Source organism: Litchfieldella qijiaojingensis (genome assembly GCF_014651875.1).
GTDB classification, from domain to species: Bacteria; Pseudomonadota; Gammaproteobacteria; order Pseudomonadales; family Halomonadaceae; genus Litchfieldella; species Litchfieldella qijiaojingensis.
The window spans coordinates 1-18,745 of the sequence record NZ_BMXS01000016.1 but is presented as its reverse complement, the minus strand read 5'-3'; the positions used below and the strand labels follow the sequence as shown (position 1 = coordinate 18,745).

The following is an 18,745-nucleotide window of genomic DNA, read 5'->3' as shown; positions in this document are numbered from 1 at the left end:
CTGCATCGCTCAAGTCGGGTTGGATAAGTCTTCCCGGACTATGTTTTTTTCTCCATTCTTGTGTCTCCTTCAGCCTGCTGAATGCGATGAGTGGCCTCCATACCATACCGGAATGAGTCGTGGGTTTGTCCAATCAGTTTGGTAACTTAGTCACGACAATGCCAGGGAAGCCTTGAACGGGCCGTCCCTGGCAGGGTAGGCGAAACCGGTCGGTATTGCTTACCGGCACGATGGGTCAACGCTTCAGGTGGCCGCGGTCAATCCCAGTTGACGTTGCTCCTGGTGCAGCCCCTTGTAGAGGCTGAAGCACATTACCAGCAACACCAGGGTGAAAGGCAGGCCAGTGGTCACGGCGCCTGCCTGCAGCGCACTGAGGGCTGTGCTGCCACCGCCATACAGCAATACCCCGGCGATCACACCTTCCAGGGTTGCCCAGAATACGCGCTGGCTCTTGGGCGCATCGGTCTTGCCCCCGGCGGTGATGTTGTCGATCACCAGAGAACCGGAGTCCGACGAGGTGATGAAGAACACCAGCACCAGTACGATGGCCAGGGTCGAGGTCAGCATCGTCAGCGGCAGGTGCTCGAGCATCTGGAACATTGCCAGCGACACGTCGCTGATGCCCTCGGATAGCGCGCCCACGTTGTTGGCAGCTTGTTCCAGCGCGGTACCGCCAAAGGCCGTCATCCACACGATGGTCACCACGGTCGGGACCACCAGTACCGCGGTCAGGAATTCGCGTACCGTGCGGCCACGCGAGACGCGTGCGATGAACATGCCAACGAACGGTGACCAGGAGATCCACCAGGCCCAGTAGAAGACCGTCCAGCCGTGGTACCAGGTCTGGTCGTCGCGACCGATCCAGTTCGACAGCGGTACGATATGGGCCACGTAGTCGACGGTGGTGGTCCACAGGCCGTTGATGAACAGCAGGGTGGAGCCAGTAAGCACCACGAACAGCAGCAGTGTCAGGGCAATCACCATGTTGATATTGGAGAACAGCTTGACCCCGCCGTCGATGCCGCGCCATACCGAGAACAGCGCCACGGCGGTAACCACCACGATGATGGCGAGCTGGGTGCCAATGGTATTGGGAACATCGAACAGATAGGCCAACCCGCCGGCCGCCTGGCTGGCGCCGAAGCCCAGCGAAGTGGCCAGGCCAAAGATCGTGGCCAGTACGGCGACGATATCGATGATATGGCCGATCCAACCGCGGGTACGCTCACCGAGGAGCGGGTAGAACGCTGAACGCAGGGTCAGGGGCAATCCTTGATTATAGGCGAAGAAGGCCAGCGACAGCCCCACCACACCGTAGATCGCCCAGGGATGGAGTCCCCAATGGAACATGGTTGCGCCCATGGCGGCGCTGGCGCCTTCGGCGGTGCCGGCGGCGGCGTTCAACGGCGTGCCGTACCAGTCGGTGTAATAGGCCACCGGTTCGGCCACGCTCCAGAACATCAAGCCGATACCCATGCCAGCGGCGAACAGCATGGCAAACCATGACACTCGCGAGTACTCGGGACGAGCGTCCTGGCCTCCCAGGCGAATCTTGCCGACAGGGAGAAAGATCAATGCAATACAGAACACCACGAAGATATTGCCGGCGATCATGAACAGCCAGTCGAAATGTTCGATCGACCAACCGCGTGCGGCGCCGAGTTGCTGGTTGGCCACCTCCGGATAGACCAATGCATAGATGATGAATGCCAGGATGGCAATGGCGGAAAGCGGAAACACCGGGTTATGGAAATCCAGCCCCATAACCTGTTTGTTGTCCTGACCGGGTGTCAGGACGGGGTCGTCATCTTGTCTCATGGGATACCCTCGTTTGTTGTTGTCGACCGAATCCGCCGAGCGACGCCTGGTGGATTCAGTTAACGCATTCTTGGGGCATCCCGGTGCGCGTAGTGTCGTGAAAGCGACCTCTACATGTCTGGCGGGATGTGATGCGGTATGTTACTCGCGCTTTATAGTAATGACCGAGCCCACCGTTCAGGTGGGCTCGAGGATAGGCGAATCGATAGGCGATTCGTGTGTCATTGCTCGTCGCCGCCACGGATTCTCTCGTCAATGGTTTCCGCGGCACGTTCGGCACCTTCTCGGGTACGCTGCCAGGCGCTTTCAGCACCTTCCCGAGTGGCTTCCCAGGCCTCTCGGGCACGTTGCCTGGCCTCATCCCACCAGCTGGCGTTGTATTCCGGCATTTCATCCAGTTCGGCCGCGGAGACATCGACGATGACTCGGTGAGCGGTATCGCCGTCATTCTCGGTAACGGTCTCCAGGCGATAATTTCCGTTGTCAACGACGATCTCGCGACCGCCCAGCCCCAGGGTGGAGCCACTTTCGATGACCAGGGACTGCACCCGCATGTCATCGTCCAACAGGATATCCTCGACCTCGCCGACCCTCTCCTCCAGGTTGCTGGACAGGTAGACGTCGGCATCGAGGATGGTGTCGGCGGAATACAATCCCTGTGGTTCCTGCGGCTCTTCGGCAGCATGTCCGCTGACCGCGAAGCTGGCAGCGATCAACGTGGTACCGATGTTCAAGAATGTCTTGCGCATGTCGTCGACCCCGTTTCCGACGGAAAAACACTTTCCCTGATCAACGTAATGGACAGCGCTTGGAATTGTCAGAAGGTATAGGTATTTTTTTGTTTCCCGAAGTATCCGCGCCCCCTGTCCAGGTAGCCGAGAGCGACGCACGCGTATCCTTTCTCGGCGTTCGCCAGGCGCTCGGGGCCAGCACGATTGCCTCCGATAAACGCTGGTGCCACCATGCGGGTATGTCATTATCGATAAAAACGAGCACGCGCCATGACCGTCCAGACCGTGACCCCCTCCCGTCGCTTCCGGGGCAAGCCCCGTGGTCGTGACCTTGACCCCGCTGCGCTGGAGGAACTACGAACCCTGATCGGTGACGAGCGGGCTGAGCCCAGCCTGCGTCGCCGCGACCTGCTGATCGAGCATCTGCACGTCATCCAGGATACCCATGGCCATCTCTCGTTACGCCACCTGCGGGCACTGGCCGCCTTCATGAACCTGCCGATGGCGGCGGTTTACGAGACGGCGACCTTCTATGCTCATTTCGACGTCATCCATGACGACCAGACGCCGCCGCCGGCCACGACCATTCGTGTCTGCGACTCGCTGTCCTGCCAACTGGCCGGGGCCGCGACACTGAAAGCCGAGCTCGAAGCCGGTGTCGACCCGGCCGAGGTGCGCGTCCTGCGCGCTCCCTGCATGGGCCGTTGCGAAATGGCGCCAGTGGTGGAAGTCGGCCATCGGCATGTCAATCACGCCACGCGCGAGGCCGTCGAGGCGGTGCTGGATACCCACCACTTCCATCCCGAGGCCATCGACTGGCAGCATCTGAAAGACTATCGCTGCGAGGGCGGCTATGAACTGCTCGGCCAGTGCCGCGATGGCCAGGTCTCCGTGGATGAACTGATGAAGACGCTCGAGACCGCCAACCTGCGCGGACTGGGCGGTGCCGGTTTCCCGACCTTCAAGAAGTGGTACTTCGTGCGTCAGGAACCCGGACCGCGTTATTGCGCCATCAATGCCGACGAGGGCGAACCGGGAACCTTCAAGGATCGTTACTATCTGGAGCGCGCTCCGCATCGTTTCCTCGAGGGTGCCCTGATCAGTGCCTGGGCGGTGGAGGCCGAGGCGCTGTATATCTACCTGCGCGACGAATATCCCGGCCTGCACCGGGTGCTGCACGAAGCCATCGCCGAACTGGAGGCAGCCGGCCTGGTCGAAGCAGGGTATATCGTGATGCGGCGTGGCGCCGGCGCCTATATCTGCGGCGAGGAGTCGGCGATGATCGAGTCGCTGGAAGGCAAGCCCGGCAAGCCGCGCCACCGCCCGCCGTTCGTGGCGCAGCGAGGCCTGTTCGACCGCCCGACCCTGGTCAATAACGTCGAAACCGTCTACTGGATCCCGTTGATCTGGCAGCGTGGCGCCGAGTGGTTCGCCGGCCATGGTCGCCATGGCCGCAAGGGGCTCAGAAGTTTCTCGGTCTCGGGACGGGTCAAGCGTCCCGGTGTCCATCTGGCACCGGCCGGTATCACCATGAACGAGCTGCTGGAAGAGTACTGTGGTGGCATGCAGGAAGGCCACCAGCTCCTGGCGTATCTGCCTGGCGGGGCGTCGGGCGGGATTCTGCCGGCGTCCAAGGCCGATGTGCCGCTCGACTTCGACACCCTGCAGGAGCATGGTTGCTTCATTGGTTCGGCGGCGGTGATCGTGGTGTCCGATCAGGACGACCTGCGCGCGGCAGTGGCCAACCTGTTGGCGTTCTTCGCCGACGAGTCCTGTGGCCAGTGCACGCCGTGCCGCGTGGGCACCGAGAAGATGCTGACCCTGCTCGAACGCGACGAATGGGACGCCGCCGAGCTCGAACGGTTGTCTCAGGTGATGATGGACGCCTCGATCTGTGGCCTCGGACAGGCGGCCCCCAACCCGGTACTGGGGCTGCTCAAGGACTTTCGCGAGCCGCTGGCCGCGCAGAACATTATCGTCAAAGGCTGAGGGTAGAGGAGACCGACCATGAACACCGCACTATCCCCGGCTGCATCCGCTCAGGCCGACGCCTTTACCCTGACCCTCGACGGCGCTGAAGTCAGCGCCTATCCCGGCGAAACGTTGTGGCAGGTGGCCAAACGCGCTGGCGAGACCATTCCGCATCTGTGTTTCAAGGATGCCCCCGGCTACCGGCCCGACGGCAACTGCCGTGCCTGCATGGTCGAGGTCGAGGGCGAACGCACGCTGGCGGCGAGCTGCCTGCGCGAAGCCAAACCCGGTATGGTGGTCAAGAGTGCCACCTCCGAACGCGCACGCATTTCCCGCGAAGGAGTGATGGAACTGCTGATCGCCGATCAGCCTGATCGTGACGACAGCCCCGACCGCTCCAGTCACTTCTGGGCCATGGCCGATCAACTGGCCATCGATGCCACGGCGGTCAAGGAGCGCCTGCCGTCGCGTGAGGCGCGTTCGGAACCTACCGTGCACCATGTCGTCGCCCGTGAAGGCTCCCTGACCCACGACACCACCCACTCGGCGATGAACGTCAATCTCGACGCCTGTATCGAGTGCAACCTCTGCGTGCGAGCCTGTCGCGAGGTACAGGTCAACGACGTCATCGGCCTGGCGAATCGCGGTGCGGCGTCCAAGATCGTCTTCGACTTCGACGATCCCATGGGAGATAGCACCTGCGTGGCGTGTGGCGAGTGCGTCCAGGCATGTCCGACCGGGGCGCTGATGCCGGCCACCCTGATCGACGAGCAAGGGCATGGCGACTCCAAGGTCGCCGACAAGACCGTCGATTCGGTATGCCCCTATTGCGGGGTTGGCTGTCAGCTCACTTATCACGTCAAGAACGACGAGATCCTGTTCGTCGAAGGCCGCGATGGGCCGTCGAACCAGAACCGCCTGTGCGTCAAGGGCCGCTTCGGCTTCGATTACCCGCGCCATCCCTCGCGCTTGACCGTGCCGTTGATCCGTCGCGAGGGCGTTCCCAAAGGCATCGATCCGGATTTCGATCCGGCCAAGCCGCTGAGCCATTTCCGCGAAGCGAGCTGGGATGAAGCCCTGGACCTGGCGGCCAAGGGGTTGGTCGATCTCAAGAAGGCCCACGGCCCCGATGCCCTGGCCGGCTTCGGCAGTGCCAAGTGCTCCAACGAGGAAGCCTGGCTATTCCAGAAACTGGTACGTACCGGTTTCGGCTCCAACCATGTCGACCACTGTACGCGCCTGTGCCATGCCAGCTCAGTGGCAGCGTTGATGGAGTGCATCGGTTCGGGGGCGGTAACCGCCTCGTTCATGCAGGCGCAGGAAGCGGACGTAGTGATCCTTACCGGCTGCAATCCGACGGTGAACCACCCGGTGGCGGCGACCTTCTTCAAGCAGGCCGCCAAGCGCGGCACCAAGCTGATCATCATCGACCCGCGTGGGCAAGCGATGGGCGCTTATGCTCACAAGGCACTGCGCTTCACGCCGGGCAGCGACGTCTCGCTGTTCAATGCCATGCTCAACGTGATCGTCACCGAGGAGCTCTACAACCAGGAGTACATCGATGCCCACACCGAGGGCTTCGAGGCATTGAAGGCGCACGTGCGCGACCTGACGCCGGAGGCCATGGCCGAGAGTTGCGGTGTCAGTGCCGAAGCGATTCGTGAGGTGGCGCGCGAATATGCCAAGGCCGACAAGGCGATGATCTTCTGGGGCATGGGCATCTCGCAGCATACCCACGGCACCGACAATGCCCGCTGTCTGATCTCGCTGGCGCTGGCTTGCGGCCATACTGGGCGACCCGGTACCGGCCTGCACCCGCTGCGTGGCCAGAACAACGTTCAGGGGGCGTCGGATGCCGGCCTGATCCCCATGGTCATGCCCGATTACCAACCGGTCTCCGATGCCCAGGTGCGCAGCGCCTTCGAAGAGCTGTGGAATACCAAGCTCGACGACAAGCCGGGACTCACCGTGGTCGAGATCATGGAGGCCATTCACGATGGCACCATCCGTGGCATGTATATCCAGGGCGAGAATCCAGCCATGTCCGACCCGGATCTGAGTCATGCGCGTGCCGCCCTGGCCAAGCTCGAACACTTGGTGGTGCAGGACCTGTTCGTCACCGAGACCGCCCAGTTCGCCGACGTGATCCTGCCGGCCTCCGCCTGGCCGGAGAAGGATGGTACCGTGACCAATACCAACCGTCAGGTGCAAATGGGGCGTCAGGCGATGCCGCTGCCGGGCGATGCCAAGCCCGACTGGTGGATCATCCAGGAAGTCGCCAAGCGCTTCGGTCTACCCTGGAACTACCAGCATCCTCGTGATGTGTTCGCCGAAATGACGCGTGGCATGCCGTCGCTCGATCATATTTCGTGGGAACGCCTGGAGCGCGAGGACTCGGTGACCTATCCCTGTCCGGCGGACGATGCTCCCGGAGCGGATGTGGTGTTCTCGGATGCTTTCCCAACGGCGTCCGGCCGGGCCAAGTTCAGTCCCACCTTGCCGCTGCCGCCGGATGAGCCGATCGACGCCGACTACCCCACGGTGCTGACCACCGGGCGCCAGCTCGAGCATTGGCACACCGGCTCGATGACCCGTCGGGCCCGGGTACTCGACGACCTCGAGCCCGAGGCCGTGGCCAGCCTGGCACCCAGCGAGCTGAGGCGCCTCGGGGTCCAGCCGGGCGATCCGCTGACCATCACCACCCGGCGTGGCGAGATCACTCTGCGCACGCGGGCCGACTCGCTGATGCCGGAGGGTATGGTATTCGTGCCGTTCTGCTATGCCGAGGCGGCGGCGAATATCCTCACCAACCCGGCGCTGGACCCGTTCGGCAAGATCCCCGAGTTCAAATACGCCGCCTGCCGGTTGTCCAAGGCGGCAGCTCGAGAGGCCGTCTCCCCCTGAGGGGATATAGAGGAGGACAGGCAGATGATGATCGTCGATCTGATCGATGGGGATGACTTCCGCAGCCGGCTGGTGGCCTTGGGAGTTCAGATTCCCGAGGGGGCCTGCCCCGAAACGTGTGCGCGTCTGGCGTTGCGCAAGCATGCGGAAGTGGGTGTTCTGGGACTTCAGGATCTGGTACGCGAGCTGATGCAGCATACCGACGTCATGTTGCCTTCGGTGCGCTCCGCCATTGAACGCTACCTGCTGCCAGGTTTGCGCTGACCGTCGCTCGCCATTTCACGACACTGTGAACGCACGCCCCGCCCGACCTTGTGTCGAGCGGGGCGTTGCCGTTTGCACAGAGGCACTCTGACCCATGTGTCATTTAGCGCCATGCTGAATGCCTTGCGCATGCGCCGATCGGACTAAAATGGTGCAGTGCCGTTTTTGGTATCTTGTTGATGTTAAAGTTTTTTATATGCCTGTGGCCAGGGTTGGCATGTCCTGTGCTGGTGTTTGGGCAAGTACAGAGGCAACCCAGGAGGCAAGGATGAAACATCGCAGCAGGTCTCATCATAAGCTCATGGCGATGCTGTCGGTCGCTGCCTTGATGCTTGGTTCGCTGTCGCTTGCAGGCTGTGACAGTGGTGACGATATGCCGCCCATGGAAAACCAGTCGTCCACGGATCAGCCCACCGAGCAGGATTCTGGAATGCAGGAAGGCAATGTCGGCACGCCGCAAGAGGATACCGGTATGCAGCAAGGTGACGCCGGCATGAATGAGGAGTCGTCCCAAAAGTCCATGGCGGAGGATGGGCAAGAACAGCAACAGAAACAGAAACAGCAAGAGCAGCAACAGCAAGAGAGTAGCCAGGGATGATTAGTAGCCAGGGATGGCGCAGGGAGCGGAACATGTCTGGTGGCTGCAACCAGGCGAAGTCATCGCTATCAAGGAGGTAGACAGGATCATGATGTCCAACGAACTGCTCAAGAGGATCGGAATTCTCTGTGTGTCATTCGGCCTGCTCGCCAGCCCGATGGCTTTTTCCATGGAAGAACCGGAATACGATCCACAAGCGTCTGGACAGAGCGACCCTGAATGGCAGGAAGCGCCCGATCCCTCTGGAGCATCCGATTCTCGAACAGGATCGGAACCCGACCCGACCATGCCGGAGACTGAACCGGCACCGGGAGCGGGGCCAGACACGTCCGGCACGGAATCGGGTTTGCCACCCCAGGGTGACGAGGCAGGCTTCGGTAGTGGTGGCGAAGCCTTGCCCCAGGAAGAAACATCGGAGCCTTGGGAGGAAGCTAATTAAGAGGAAAAAAGGAAGTCCTCAACGAGGAGAGCATGGACGACAAGGAATGGTGCCGGCCCACCATGAGGAACGTCGTCTTTTCACAAGGATGTGACGCATCGCCCCCGAAGGTTATCGGGGGCGATGTCGTTTCTAGCCCTCATCTTCCTCGAGACGCCGATACAGGGTCTTGCGAGCGATGCCGAGAATATCGGCGGTGCGCCGTTTGTTGCCGCCAGTGGCTTCCAGGACCTTCTGGATATAGCGTTTTTCCACATCCTCGAGACGTGGCCAGTGATCGCCATACTCGTCAGGCATCAAGTCGCTGTCGGTCACGGCAGGTCTGCCATTGGTGTGCTGGCGAATCCGTTCGGGCAGGTCGGCATGGCTCAATACGCCGTCCTCGGCCAAGGTCACGGCCCGCATGATGGCATTCTCCAACTCGCGGACGTTGCCTGGGTAGGAGTAAGTCAGCAAGGACTGCAAGGCCAAGGGTTCGACATGCTTGATGGGTTTGTCCTGGGCTTCGGAGTGCTTGTCGATCAGAGCCGCCACCAACCGGTCGATATCGCCCTCGCGTTCACGTAACGGGGGAATGCGCAACGAGAAGGTTTCCAGGCGATAGAAGAGGTCGCTGCGAAAGTTCTCGTTCTTGATTTCCTCTTCCAGATCTCGGTGTGTCGCGGCGATGATCCGCACGTCGACCTTATCTTCCTTCTCGGCGCCCACTGCGCGTATGGTCTTTTCCTGCAGGGCGCGCAACAGTTTGGCTTGCAACGCCGTCGGCATCTCGCCGATCTCGTCGAGGAACAGGCTGCCACCCGCGGCGGCCTGGAACAGGCCTTGGCGTGACTCGCTGGCACCGGTGAAGGCTCCCTTTACATGTCCGAAGAATTCGCTCTCCATCAGTTCGGATGGGATGCTGGCGCAGTTGACGGCGACGAAGGGAGCTCCCTGGCGCGGACTCTCGGCATGGATGGCGCGTGCCAGCAGCTCCTTGCCGGTACCGCTTTCCCCGAGGATCAGAATCGGTGCCTCGCTCTTGGCCAACCGCGAGGCATCATGGAATAGCGACTGCATCACCTCGCTGGCGCCAACGAGGCCATGAAAATTCACGCTCTGGTGGTCGGCATTGTTCAAGCGCGAGGTCAAACGACGGTTTTCCAGTACGCGAAAGACCGCTTCACGAACGTTTTCCAGATCGAGTGGTTTGGTCAAGAAATCGTCGGCGCCGATCTTGAGGGCTTCCACGGCTTGCTCGATGGTGCCAAAGGCCGTGATTACGATGAAACCGACCGGTTTATCGTCGCGGCGCAGGTTTTCCAGCAGGGTCATGCCGCTGATACCGGGCAGGCGCACGTCGCTGATGATCAGTTCGACCTGGCTGTGACTCAGGGTGGCAATGGCATCCTCGGCGCTTTCCACCCCTTGGGTGGGATAGCCCGCGTCGCTCAATTCTTCCACGAGCAGTTCTAGGGTAGCGGGGTCATCTTCGACGATCAGTATGGGTGCTTGCACGGGACCTCCTGGTATTCCTTGGAACTGACGATGACATGGCCCCTATACCGTTGGCTGGGTTTCTTTCAAGGGTAGGGTCAGATCGAAGCCAGCGCCGCCGAGGGCACTGTCGAAGACGCCGATGCTGCCGCCATGATCGTTGACGATACGATGCACCATGGACAGCCCGAGACCGCTACCCTGGCCGACCGGCTTGGTGGTGAAGAAAGGATCGAAAACCTGACTCTTTTCGGCATCGGCAATGCCGGGGCCGTCGTCCTCGACCGTCAGATGCAGTTCGCCGTCATGACGGCGAGCGCGAAGCCGTATCCTGCCGCCCGGACTGGCTTGCAGGGCATTTTGCAGCAAGTTGGTCACCACCTGGGTAAGCTGCTGGGCGTTGGCCATCAGGGTCGCGTCGGGATCGTCCAGATCCACCTCGAGATGAGCCTGCTGGGCAGTCAGCTCGTCTTCCACCAGTTCTCGGGCATTCGCGACGATATCGGTCAGGCGGCAGGGTTCCTTTTCCACGTTATGCTGGCGGCCGAGTTCCATCAAATGCCGCACGATGACCACGATGCGTTCGACCTCGTTGCGGATACGATCGAGTTTGGCGCGTTCATCATCGCCAATCGTCTTGCGGCGGGCCAAACGTTGCGCCTGCCCGTTGATCACGGTCAGCGGGGCGCCTATCTCGTGAGCCACGCCCGCGGCCAGGACACCCAGTTCAGCGAGCTTCTTCGACTTGCGCAAGCGCTGCTCCAGTTCGATTTCCTTCTGCTGGCGAGCTTCGATGTCGGCATCCTTGGCAGCCATGGCGTCGAGCATGCCGTTGAGTGCCATCGACAGCTTGCGGTATTCCACGGGTCCCTTGATGGCGGCGCGATAGCTGCGATCGCCTTTCTCGATCTGCTCCATGACCCCTAGTAACCGATTGATGGGGCGTTCGATATAGTGGCGAAAGCCCCACCAGATGGTCAGCACGATGCCGGCGGCGCCGAAGGTGAACACCAGCACCGCGACGATGCTGATGAAACCGGTATAGTTTTCGATCCCGGTGTTGAGCCGGTTGACCTGCAGGACGCCTTGGGTTTCGCCGCTGGGAGTGGTCAGTGGCATCAGTGCCGAGTAGTAATTCCAGCGCTCATGCTGTCGATAGGCTCCGAGCCCCTCACCGCTTTCCGCCACCTTGCGAATGTCCTCCGGCTTGAAGAGCTCTTCGCCAAGGCCCAGGCCATAGATCTTCTGGCCATTGGTATCGAAGACATAGGCGCCATAGATGCGGTGGAAGGAGAACGCCGAGTGCAGTGATTCCTGCAGCGCTTCCGGAGTGTCCCGCTCAAGGGCATAGCTCAGTGAAGTGCCAATGGCATGGGTGATGATCTGGACTTCGTTCTGCAGTTTGGAGCGGACGTTGTCCTCCAGTGACTTGATCGCCACCAGGCTGAAGACCAGCAGGATGAGGAACAGGGGAACGAGAACGGTGAGAATGATGATGTTGCGTAGACGCATTGGACTCTCGTGGTTGACGACGACAACCTGCGAGCAGGACAGGTACGGTACGCATATGACCCATACTATCCCAGCAGGTTCTCCTTGAGACGTCCAGGCCGGCTCCAGCGTCGCTGGATTCGTGACATGAAAAGGGCCCGCACACTGGCGGGCCCTTTCATCATGCGGAGTTGGCGAACGATTACAAATCCCGTCAGCCTTGGGCGAGCCGCAGGTGCGGCGCGGTATGTTCCAGGTTTTCGAGCATGCGCTCGCTGTACCAATCGACGAAGTCGATCACCCCGAACTCATAGGTTTCGGAGTAGGGGCCGGGCTGGTAGGCCTTGGAATTGATCCCACGCTGGTTTTCCTCGGCCAGTTGCCGGTCCTGATCGTTGGTGGCGTCCCACACCTTGCGCATGTGCTCGGGATCGTAGTCGACGCCCTCCACGGCATCCTTGTGCACCAGCCACTTGGTGGTCACCACGGTCTGCTGTGGGCCCAGCGGCATGACCCGGAACACCACGGCGTGATCGCCCATGAAGTGGTTCCAGGAGTTGGGCAGGTGCAGGATGCGCAGCGAGCCCATATCGGGGCTGATCAGGCGTCCCATCAGCTTCTTGCACGCCGGCTGGCCATCCATGGTCATCGACACCGTACCGTCCAGCAACGGAGTGCGGGTCAGGCGGTTGCGCTTGCCGAAGCGCTTGAGCTGCCAGGGAACCTGCTGATCATCCCAGTCGGCCTGTTTGCGCTCGACCAGCGCCTTGTAAGCCGGTGTGGCACGCGGGTCATCGGTATCATCGAATTCCTGCAGCGAGTTGAGCAGCTCCGGATGGGCGCCGTTGCAGTGGTAGCACTCGCGGTTGTTCTCGAGAACCAGTTTCCAGTTGGCCTGTTCGACAATGCTCGATTCCACCGCCACCTTGACGTTGTCCATGTCGTAGGGCGACAGGTAGTGCTCCAGCGTCACCAGGAAGTCATCGATGGCCGGCGGCTGCTCGGCCAGGCTGATGAAGATGTAGCCACCGGCGGTCTTGACGTGGACTGGCTTGAGACCATAGGCGCCGAGGTCAAAGGTTTCGCCCATGTCGCTACCGGCGAACAGCAGTCGTCCATCGAGTTCGTAAGTCCACTGGTGGTAGGGACAGACCAGCTTGGCGACCTTGCCCTTGTCCTTCAGGCACAACCGCGAACCGCGATGGCGGCACACGTTGTGGAAGGCATGGACCGCGCCGTTGTTGCCGCGCACGATGATCACCGGGTTTTCGCCCACTTCCAGTGTCATGAAGCTGCCCTTGGTGGGAATTTCGCAGGTCATGCCGGCGAACAGCCACTCCTTCTCGAAGATCTCCTGCATGTCCAGGGCGAACAAACGAGCGTCGTTGTAGAACGGTTGCGGCAGAGAGAAGTTGCGTTGGCGATTGGCAAGCATCTCGGCAGTGGCCTCGCGGGCCGGCGCCAGGGGGTCGTCCAGACGTGGAGTGGACATCGGGGTCATGGCAGCAGCATCCTCTTGCATGGCTGTCGCGGCGGTCGCCACCGCGGTCAGGTCGAATAATGGTTGTTAGGGGTGTCGTGAGAGGCCAGGATGGGCATGTCCTGTCGGTCATGCCGTCGATTTTCGGCGAGTTTGGATCACGTCGACTCTGGTCAGTTGTCTGCCGACGACACAAGGTGGTTCACCAACGACGCGGTAGCGAAAAATCTGACCTGCCGGTGGATTCCAGGGATATGCTCATGTCGTTGACAGACAAGTTGAGGCCCTGGTGCATGGCGCAAAATGCGCTCATCAAGAGAGGGCCCCCAGGCATTGGAGGCCTACCGATGGTGCAGCCCAGCCAGGCAGAGACGACAATGACAACGAGCTTCCTCAATCCGGTAACTACCCAGACCTGGACCAACGGCCGTCACTTGGTGCGGTGCGTCAAGGTGATCCAGGAAACCTGGGATGTTCGTACCTTTTGCTTCATGGCCGAGCAACCGGTGCTGTTCTTCTTCAAGCCGGGACAGTTCGTGACCCTGGAACTGGAGATCGATGCCGAGCCGATCATGCGCTCCTACACCATCTCCAGTTCTCCGTCGGTGCCCTATAGCTTCTCGATCACCGTCAAGCGCGTGCCGGGCGGCAAGGTCTCCAATTGGCTGCACGACAATCTCAAGGTCGGCGACGAACTGGCGGTTCACGGGCCGGTGGGCATCTTCAACGCCATCGACTATCCGGCCGACAAGATCCTGATGCTGTCGGGTGGGGTGGGGATCACGCCGTTGATGTCCATGGCGCGCTGGTTCTTCGACACCAACGCTGCCGTCGACCTGGAGTTCGTGCACAGCGCGCGTACCCCAAGGGACATCATCTTCCATCGTGAACTCGAGCATATCTTCTCGCGGATTCCCGAGTTCAAGCTGCATATCGTCTGTGAGCGCAGCGATGAGCTGGGCGAAGCATGGTCCGGCTTCCGCGGCTATCTGAGCCAGTCCATGCTGGAGCTGATGGCGCCCGATTTCATGGACCGCGAGATATTCTGCTGTGGCCCCACGCCATACATGAACGCCGTCAAGCGCTTGCTGCGCGACAACGGCTTCGATATGAGCCACTACCACGAGGAATCCTTCGGTGCCACGCCGGTGGAGGTCCAGGAAGAGGTGCTCGAGAATGTCGAACAGGCCGAGGCCGAGGCCGAAGAATTCGACGTGGCCGACCTGATCAGTGTCGAGTTCAGTGCCACCGGCAAGAGCGTGCGCATCCACCCCGGCGAGACGGTGCATTCGGCGGCTGCCAAACTGGGACTGCACATTCCCAAGGCCTGTGGCATGGGTATCTGCGGCACCTGTCGTGTTCCCCTGACGTCGGGCCAGGTCGAAATGGAACACAACGGCGGCATCACCGACGAGGATGTCGAAGAGGGGTATATCCTCTCCTGCTGCAGCAAGCCCGTCGGTGATGTAGTGGTGGAATACTGATACCATCCGGCGCGCCCCATCGGGCGCGCCGTCACTTTCTGCCACTCATTCCACCGGCTCCAGACGATACAACCCACCGTTCGAACGGTCGTTGAGCAGGTAGATGTAGCCGTCGGGGCCCTGACGTACATCGCGGATGCGTCCGATTTCTCCCTCCAGCAGCACCTCGGCGGCGCTCACGTCGCCGCCGTTCACACGCAGCCGGATCAGCTTCTCGCTACGTAGACCACCAGCCAGCAGGTCGCCCTTCCAGTCGGGGAAACGCTCACTGTCGACATAGGCCAGCCCGGAGGGTGCATAACGTCCCTCGAAGACATGCAGGGGGTCGCGCATGCCGGGCAGTGAATTTGCGCCAATGGGCTGGTTGGTGGCGTAGTCGCGACCCAACGTCACCTCCGGCCAACCGTAATTGACCCCGGCCTCGATACGGTTTACTTCATCGCCGGTCCGTGGGCCGTGTTCGGTGGCCCAGATCGTGCCGTCAGGCGCCACTGTCAGGCCCTGGATGTTGCGGTTGCCGAGCGTGTACATCTCTTCGAGTGCCGAGCCGTCGCCGACGAAGGGGTTGTCCTCGGGGGCCGCGCCGGTATCGGTCAAGCGTAGTACGCTGCCGGCATGGTCGCGCTTGTCCTGCGCGCGGTCAGGGTCGACGCCACGATCGCCAATGCCCAGCAACAGGGTGCCATCGTGCATCCAGGCCAGTCGTCCGCTGTAGTGACGGCCGGGTCGCGAATAGCGACCCTGAACGAAGATGTCTTCCACGTCTGTCAGGCGGTTGTCATCGAGGCGTGCCCGGCCGATGGCCGTGGCGGTGCCGCCATTGCCAGGCTTGGAATAGCTGAAGTACACCCAATCGTGCTCGCCGTCGCCATATCGGGGATGCAGTGCCAGATCCAGCAGACCGCCTTGACCCTGGACATTGATCTCCGGCAAGCCTTCCAAACGGGTGATGCCGCCGTCCTCGTCGATCAGGGCCAAACGTCCAGATCGTTCGCTGACCAGATAACGGCCATCGGGCAGAAACGCCGTGGCCCACGGATGCTCCAGCCCCGAGGCCAGTCGGACCAAGCGAAAGTCGTGAAGCTCGCTATCGATCCTTGCGTGTGTCACTTCCGCTGCCTGGGTCGTGCCCAGCAATGCACCGCCAGCCAGCAAGGTGCCGGACAAGACCAGCCATCGAGAGACTCCGACGAAATCGCTCATGGTCGACTCCCTGTCACGACATGTCCTTACACACTAGCAGAGACTTCGGAAGTGAAGCCTGGTTGGCCATGCCTTGGGTAGTACAAGGCATGGCGGTGCGAGAAACCAGCGCTCAGGTGCTTGCACTTGACGCTTGATTGGGTATATCTGACATTGAAGAAGCTGGACGAGGGTGTTTACAAACTACTATTTGTAAACACCCTCGATCGAGTCGCTTGGTTTTCCCACCAACAATCATAAGGAATGAGTTTCCCATGCTTCGATTCATTGTTATCGGGCTGCTGCTGGCCACTAGTCTGAGTGCTTCGGCGCGTGATCTCGATGCCATTCTCGACAGTGGCACACTACGCGTAGGGACCACCGGAGACTACAAGCCATTCACCTATCTCGACGAAGGAGAATATGAAGGTTTCGATATCGACATGGCGGAATATTTGGCCAAAGAGATGGGGTTGGAAGTCGAGTTCGTCGAAACCAGTTGGCCGACGTTGATGGATGATCTCAAGGCCGACGAATATGACATTGGCATGGGCGGCATCAGCCGTACCATTTCCCGTCAGCTACAGGCACGATACTCACACCCTTACCTGACCTATGGCAAGACGCCATTGGTACATGTCGATAGTGCGGATCGCTTCTCCTCGTTGGAGGATATCGATCAACCGGATGTCAGGATCGGAGTCAACCCCGGAGGGACTAACGAAGCCTTCGTGAAGGGCAACATTCAGCAGGCCGAGGTCGTCGTCATCGAGCACAATCTCGATATTCCTCCCGCCGTGGCGGCCAAGGAAGTCGACGTGATGATTACCGACAGCCCGGAAGCCATTTTCTACGCCAACGCCGACGAAAACTTGGCAGCACCATTGGCAGACGAGCCATTTACCAAAAGCCAACTCGCCTATCTGATACAAGCCGACGCCGAACGACTTCAGGATACCGTCAATTTCATTCTGGAACGCATGGAATTGACCGGTGATCTGGACGCCTTGCGTCGCGAGCACATGTTGATCCAATAATGCCCATGTCACCAACGACGAACCGCTTGCGGTTCGTCGTTGACGTTCATGTCGAGTGTTCCTGAGGAATAGCTCAGCGCCGTGAGTTTGGCAGCCACGGCATGAACAACCGCATCTGCTGATACATGCACTCGCCGATCATTTCCGCCTGCCGTGCCGCCATTTGCCATGCCTCATGATACATGGCCGGAGGCACATGACCCTCCATTCTCTCCGTCGTCACTCGGCCATTCTCCATTTGGTGGCGTTCCGCTTTCAGGTACGCCTCGTCCTTGCCCAAGGTGATTTCCGCGCAGATGACGGTGAGGGATAGGCCTGGGAATGGCGTCAGCCAGGGTGTCAACGCGTGCTGCTCCTGTGACTGCGGGAACGTATCGTGGTGCTGCACCGATAATCGCTTCGTTTCGGAATCCTGCGCCATGGTGAGCCTCCGCTTCGAATGCCTTCACATTAGATAGGCTAGCAGCAGCGGCAAGTAAAGGAACGACAGCAGCGTCGAGCAGAACACCAGGCTAGCGACATAGGCGGGTTCGCGTCCCGCACGCTGAGCGAACAGATAGTTGAAGACGGCAACCGGCATGCTCATCTGCAGCACCAGGATACTGTGCGCCATCGGTGGCAGTTCGAGCAGGAAGCCGATCGCCGAGGCCAGCAGTGCCGCCGCCAGGGTGCGCAGCAGGCTGAAACCGACCCCGGAGCGCAGGCTCTTGACCTGGATGCTACCCAGTGACACCCCGAGGGTGATCAGCATCAGCGGCACCGTGAAACCGGACATCAGGTCCAGGGTGTTATCGAGCCATAGGGGCAGTGAGGTGTCGGTCAGCAGGATGGCCAGGGCAATCAGGATGGCATAGACGTTGGGGGTTCGCGCCAGCGTCCTCAGCGGCTTACCGCTGCGGCTGGTCATCACGGTACCGAAGGTGAACTGCACCAGCGACACCGTGACCATGACGGCGATGGCAAAGGCGAAACCGGCAGTGCCGAAGGCATAGAGTGTGACCGGCAGGCCCATGTTGCCGGTATTGGGATACATCATCGGCGACAGCAGCACCCGCCAGTCCTTGCGCAGCAGCGGCGCCATGGCGAATGTCAGCAACCCCATGGCTACCAGGACCAATACGGTGCCGAGCATGGTACGTCCGAAACTGCCGGCATCGATCTCTGCACCGGACAGCGAGGCCAGGATCAGCGCCGGGGTACCGATATTGAAGACCAGCTTGGTCACGAACTCCACCGGGTAGGCATGACCCATTCGAATCCATAGGAAACCGAGACTCGCGCCGACGAAGACCGGGGCCATCACGGCGAAGAGTTCGGCAAGCATGGGCAATATCCTTGAAATGAGGGAAAACGACGCGATAGGCGCGTATTGTCGTTAATTAGCCTGCGAAGATGCAACCGAGCGTGTCGGTCAGCCAGAAAAACGAAATGGATTGTCGAGGGGCGACACTCGTGTCGCAAACGCATCGGGTCGTGACGTCGCCAAGCATCTTGCCCCACAGGGCAAGGAATACCATCGCCGCAAGGATGGCATAGTGAATAACGACTGCTTCCCGGCCACGACAACAATCTCTGGAGGCTCGCATGTCCCACCGTGATGGGTTTGCCCACAACGACCGCCTGGCATCCTTCGATGCCGCCCTGGCTACCGCCATTGCTGAAGAAACCGCTCGTCAGGAGGCGCATATCGAGTTGATCGCCTCCGAGAACTATGCCAGTCGCTGGGTCATGGAGGCACAGGGCACCCAACTGACCAACAAGTACGCCGAAGGCTACCCGGGCAAGCGTTACTACGGTGGCTGCGAGTTCGTCGACAAGGTCGAGGCCCTGGCCATCGAGCGCGCCTGCGACCTGTTCGGCGCCGACTACG

At 60.7% G+C, this 18,745-nt stretch carries 15 protein-coding genes and 1 pseudogene; 8 read left to right on the top strand and 8 right to left on the bottom strand.

The features are described 5' to 3' along the window. Positions 1-243: 243 nt before the first annotated feature. Positions 244-1,818: a BCCT family transporter gene (locus IE093_RS14825; RefSeq protein ID WP_189470502.1), complete on the bottom strand. Its 1,575-nt coding sequence runs from the start codon at positions 1,816-1,818 to the stop codon at positions 244-246. 221 nt (positions 1,819-2,039) lie between these two features. Further along, the gene (locus IE093_RS14820) at positions 2,040-2,567 is read right to left on the bottom strand and encodes a PRC-barrel domain-containing protein (protein WP_189470499.1); all 528 of its coding nucleotides are present in this window, start codon (positions 2,565-2,567) and stop codon (positions 2,040-2,042) included. Between the two features lie 252 nt (positions 2,568-2,819). On the opposite strand from IE093_RS14820, the gene IE093_RS14815 reads away from it, so the two are divergent. The 5 genes from IE093_RS14815 to IE093_RS14795 all read left to right on the top strand — a co-directional run bounded on the left by IE093_RS14815 (position 2,820) and on the right by IE093_RS14795 (position 8,725). Continuing rightward, a complete protein-coding gene (locus tag IE093_RS14815) occupies positions 2,820-4,538 on the top strand; it encodes an NAD(P)H-dependent oxidoreductase subunit E (RefSeq protein ID WP_189470497.1) in 1,719 nt (572 codons plus the stop codon). Between the two features lie 18 nt (positions 4,539-4,556). Then, positions 4,557-7,424 (top strand): formate dehydrogenase subunit alpha, encoded by a 2,868-nt coding sequence (gene fdhF, locus IE093_RS14810; RefSeq protein WP_189470495.1) that lies wholly within the window; start codon positions 4,557-4,559, stop codon positions 7,422-7,424. Positions 7,425-7,448: 24 nt separating this feature from the next. Continuing rightward, positions 7,449-7,688: a hypothetical protein gene (locus IE093_RS14805; RefSeq protein ID WP_189470493.1), complete on the top strand. Its 240-nt coding sequence runs from the start codon at positions 7,449-7,451 to the stop codon at positions 7,686-7,688. A gap of 268 nt (positions 7,689-7,956) precedes the next feature. Further along, positions 7,957-8,286, top strand: a complete 330-nt coding sequence (locus IE093_RS14800; protein WP_189470492.1) for a hypothetical protein — start codon at positions 7,957-7,959, stop codon at positions 8,284-8,286. Positions 8,287-8,374: 88 nt separating this feature from the next. Continuing rightward, entirely contained in the window at positions 8,375-8,725 is a 351-nt protein-coding gene (locus IE093_RS14795; protein WP_189470675.1) for a hypothetical protein, read from the top strand. A 132-nt stretch (positions 8,726-8,857) separates the two neighbouring features. On the opposite strand, the gene IE093_RS14790 is transcribed toward IE093_RS14795, so the two are convergent. From IE093_RS14790 to IE093_RS14780, 3 genes are all read right to left on the bottom strand, one after another. Further along, positions 8,858-10,222, bottom strand: coding sequence for a sigma-54-dependent transcriptional regulator (locus tag IE093_RS14790; protein WP_229803612.1), 1,365 nt, complete (start codon positions 10,220-10,222; stop codon positions 8,858-8,860). A 42-nt stretch (positions 10,223-10,264) separates the two neighbouring features. Further along, a complete protein-coding gene (locus IE093_RS14785) occupies positions 10,265-11,713 on the bottom strand; it encodes a sensor histidine kinase (RefSeq protein ID WP_189470491.1) in 1,449 nt (482 codons plus the stop codon). 193 nt (positions 11,714-11,906) lie between these two features. Beyond that, positions 11,907-13,193, bottom strand: coding sequence for an aromatic ring-hydroxylating oxygenase subunit alpha (locus tag IE093_RS14780; protein ID WP_189470490.1), 1,287 nt, complete (start codon positions 13,191-13,193; stop codon positions 11,907-11,909). A 356-nt stretch (positions 13,194-13,549) separates the two neighbouring features. Here IE093_RS14780 and IE093_RS14775 point away from each other — a divergent pair, with 356 nt between their 5' ends. Further along, on the top strand, positions 13,550-14,656 hold the full coding sequence (locus IE093_RS14775; RefSeq protein WP_189470489.1) for an FAD-binding oxidoreductase: 1,107 nt from the start codon (positions 13,550-13,552) through the stop codon (positions 14,654-14,656). A gap of 45 nt (positions 14,657-14,701) precedes the next feature. Here the strand turns inward: IE093_RS14775 and IE093_RS14770 are convergent, their stop codons facing one another. Then, positions 14,702-15,859 (bottom strand): PQQ-dependent sugar dehydrogenase, encoded by a 1,158-nt coding sequence (locus IE093_RS14770; protein WP_189470487.1) that lies wholly within the window; start codon positions 15,857-15,859, stop codon positions 14,702-14,704. 254 nt (positions 15,860-16,113) lie between these two features. Here IE093_RS14770 and IE093_RS14765 point away from each other — a divergent pair, with 254 nt between their 5' ends. Continuing rightward, complete coding sequence (locus tag IE093_RS14765) at positions 16,114-16,875, top strand: transporter substrate-binding domain-containing protein (RefSeq protein ID WP_189470485.1); 762 nt, start codon at positions 16,114-16,116, stop codon at positions 16,873-16,875. Positions 16,876-16,948: 73 nt separating this feature from the next. On the opposite strand, the gene IE093_RS14760 is transcribed toward IE093_RS14765, so the two are convergent. Further along, positions 16,949-17,296, bottom strand: coding sequence for a hypothetical protein (locus IE093_RS14760; RefSeq protein WP_189470483.1), 348 nt, complete (start codon positions 17,294-17,296; stop codon positions 16,949-16,951). Positions 17,297-17,320: 24 nt separating this feature from the next. Then, complete coding sequence (locus IE093_RS14755) at positions 17,321-18,199, bottom strand: AEC family transporter (RefSeq protein ID WP_189470482.1); 879 nt, start codon at positions 18,197-18,199, stop codon at positions 17,321-17,323. Between the two features lie 260 nt (positions 18,200-18,459). Between IE093_RS14755 and glyA the strand changes: the two are divergent. After that, a pseudogene (gene glyA / locus IE093_RS14750) lies at positions 18,460-18,745 on the top strand (serine hydroxymethyltransferase); the annotation flags it as partial.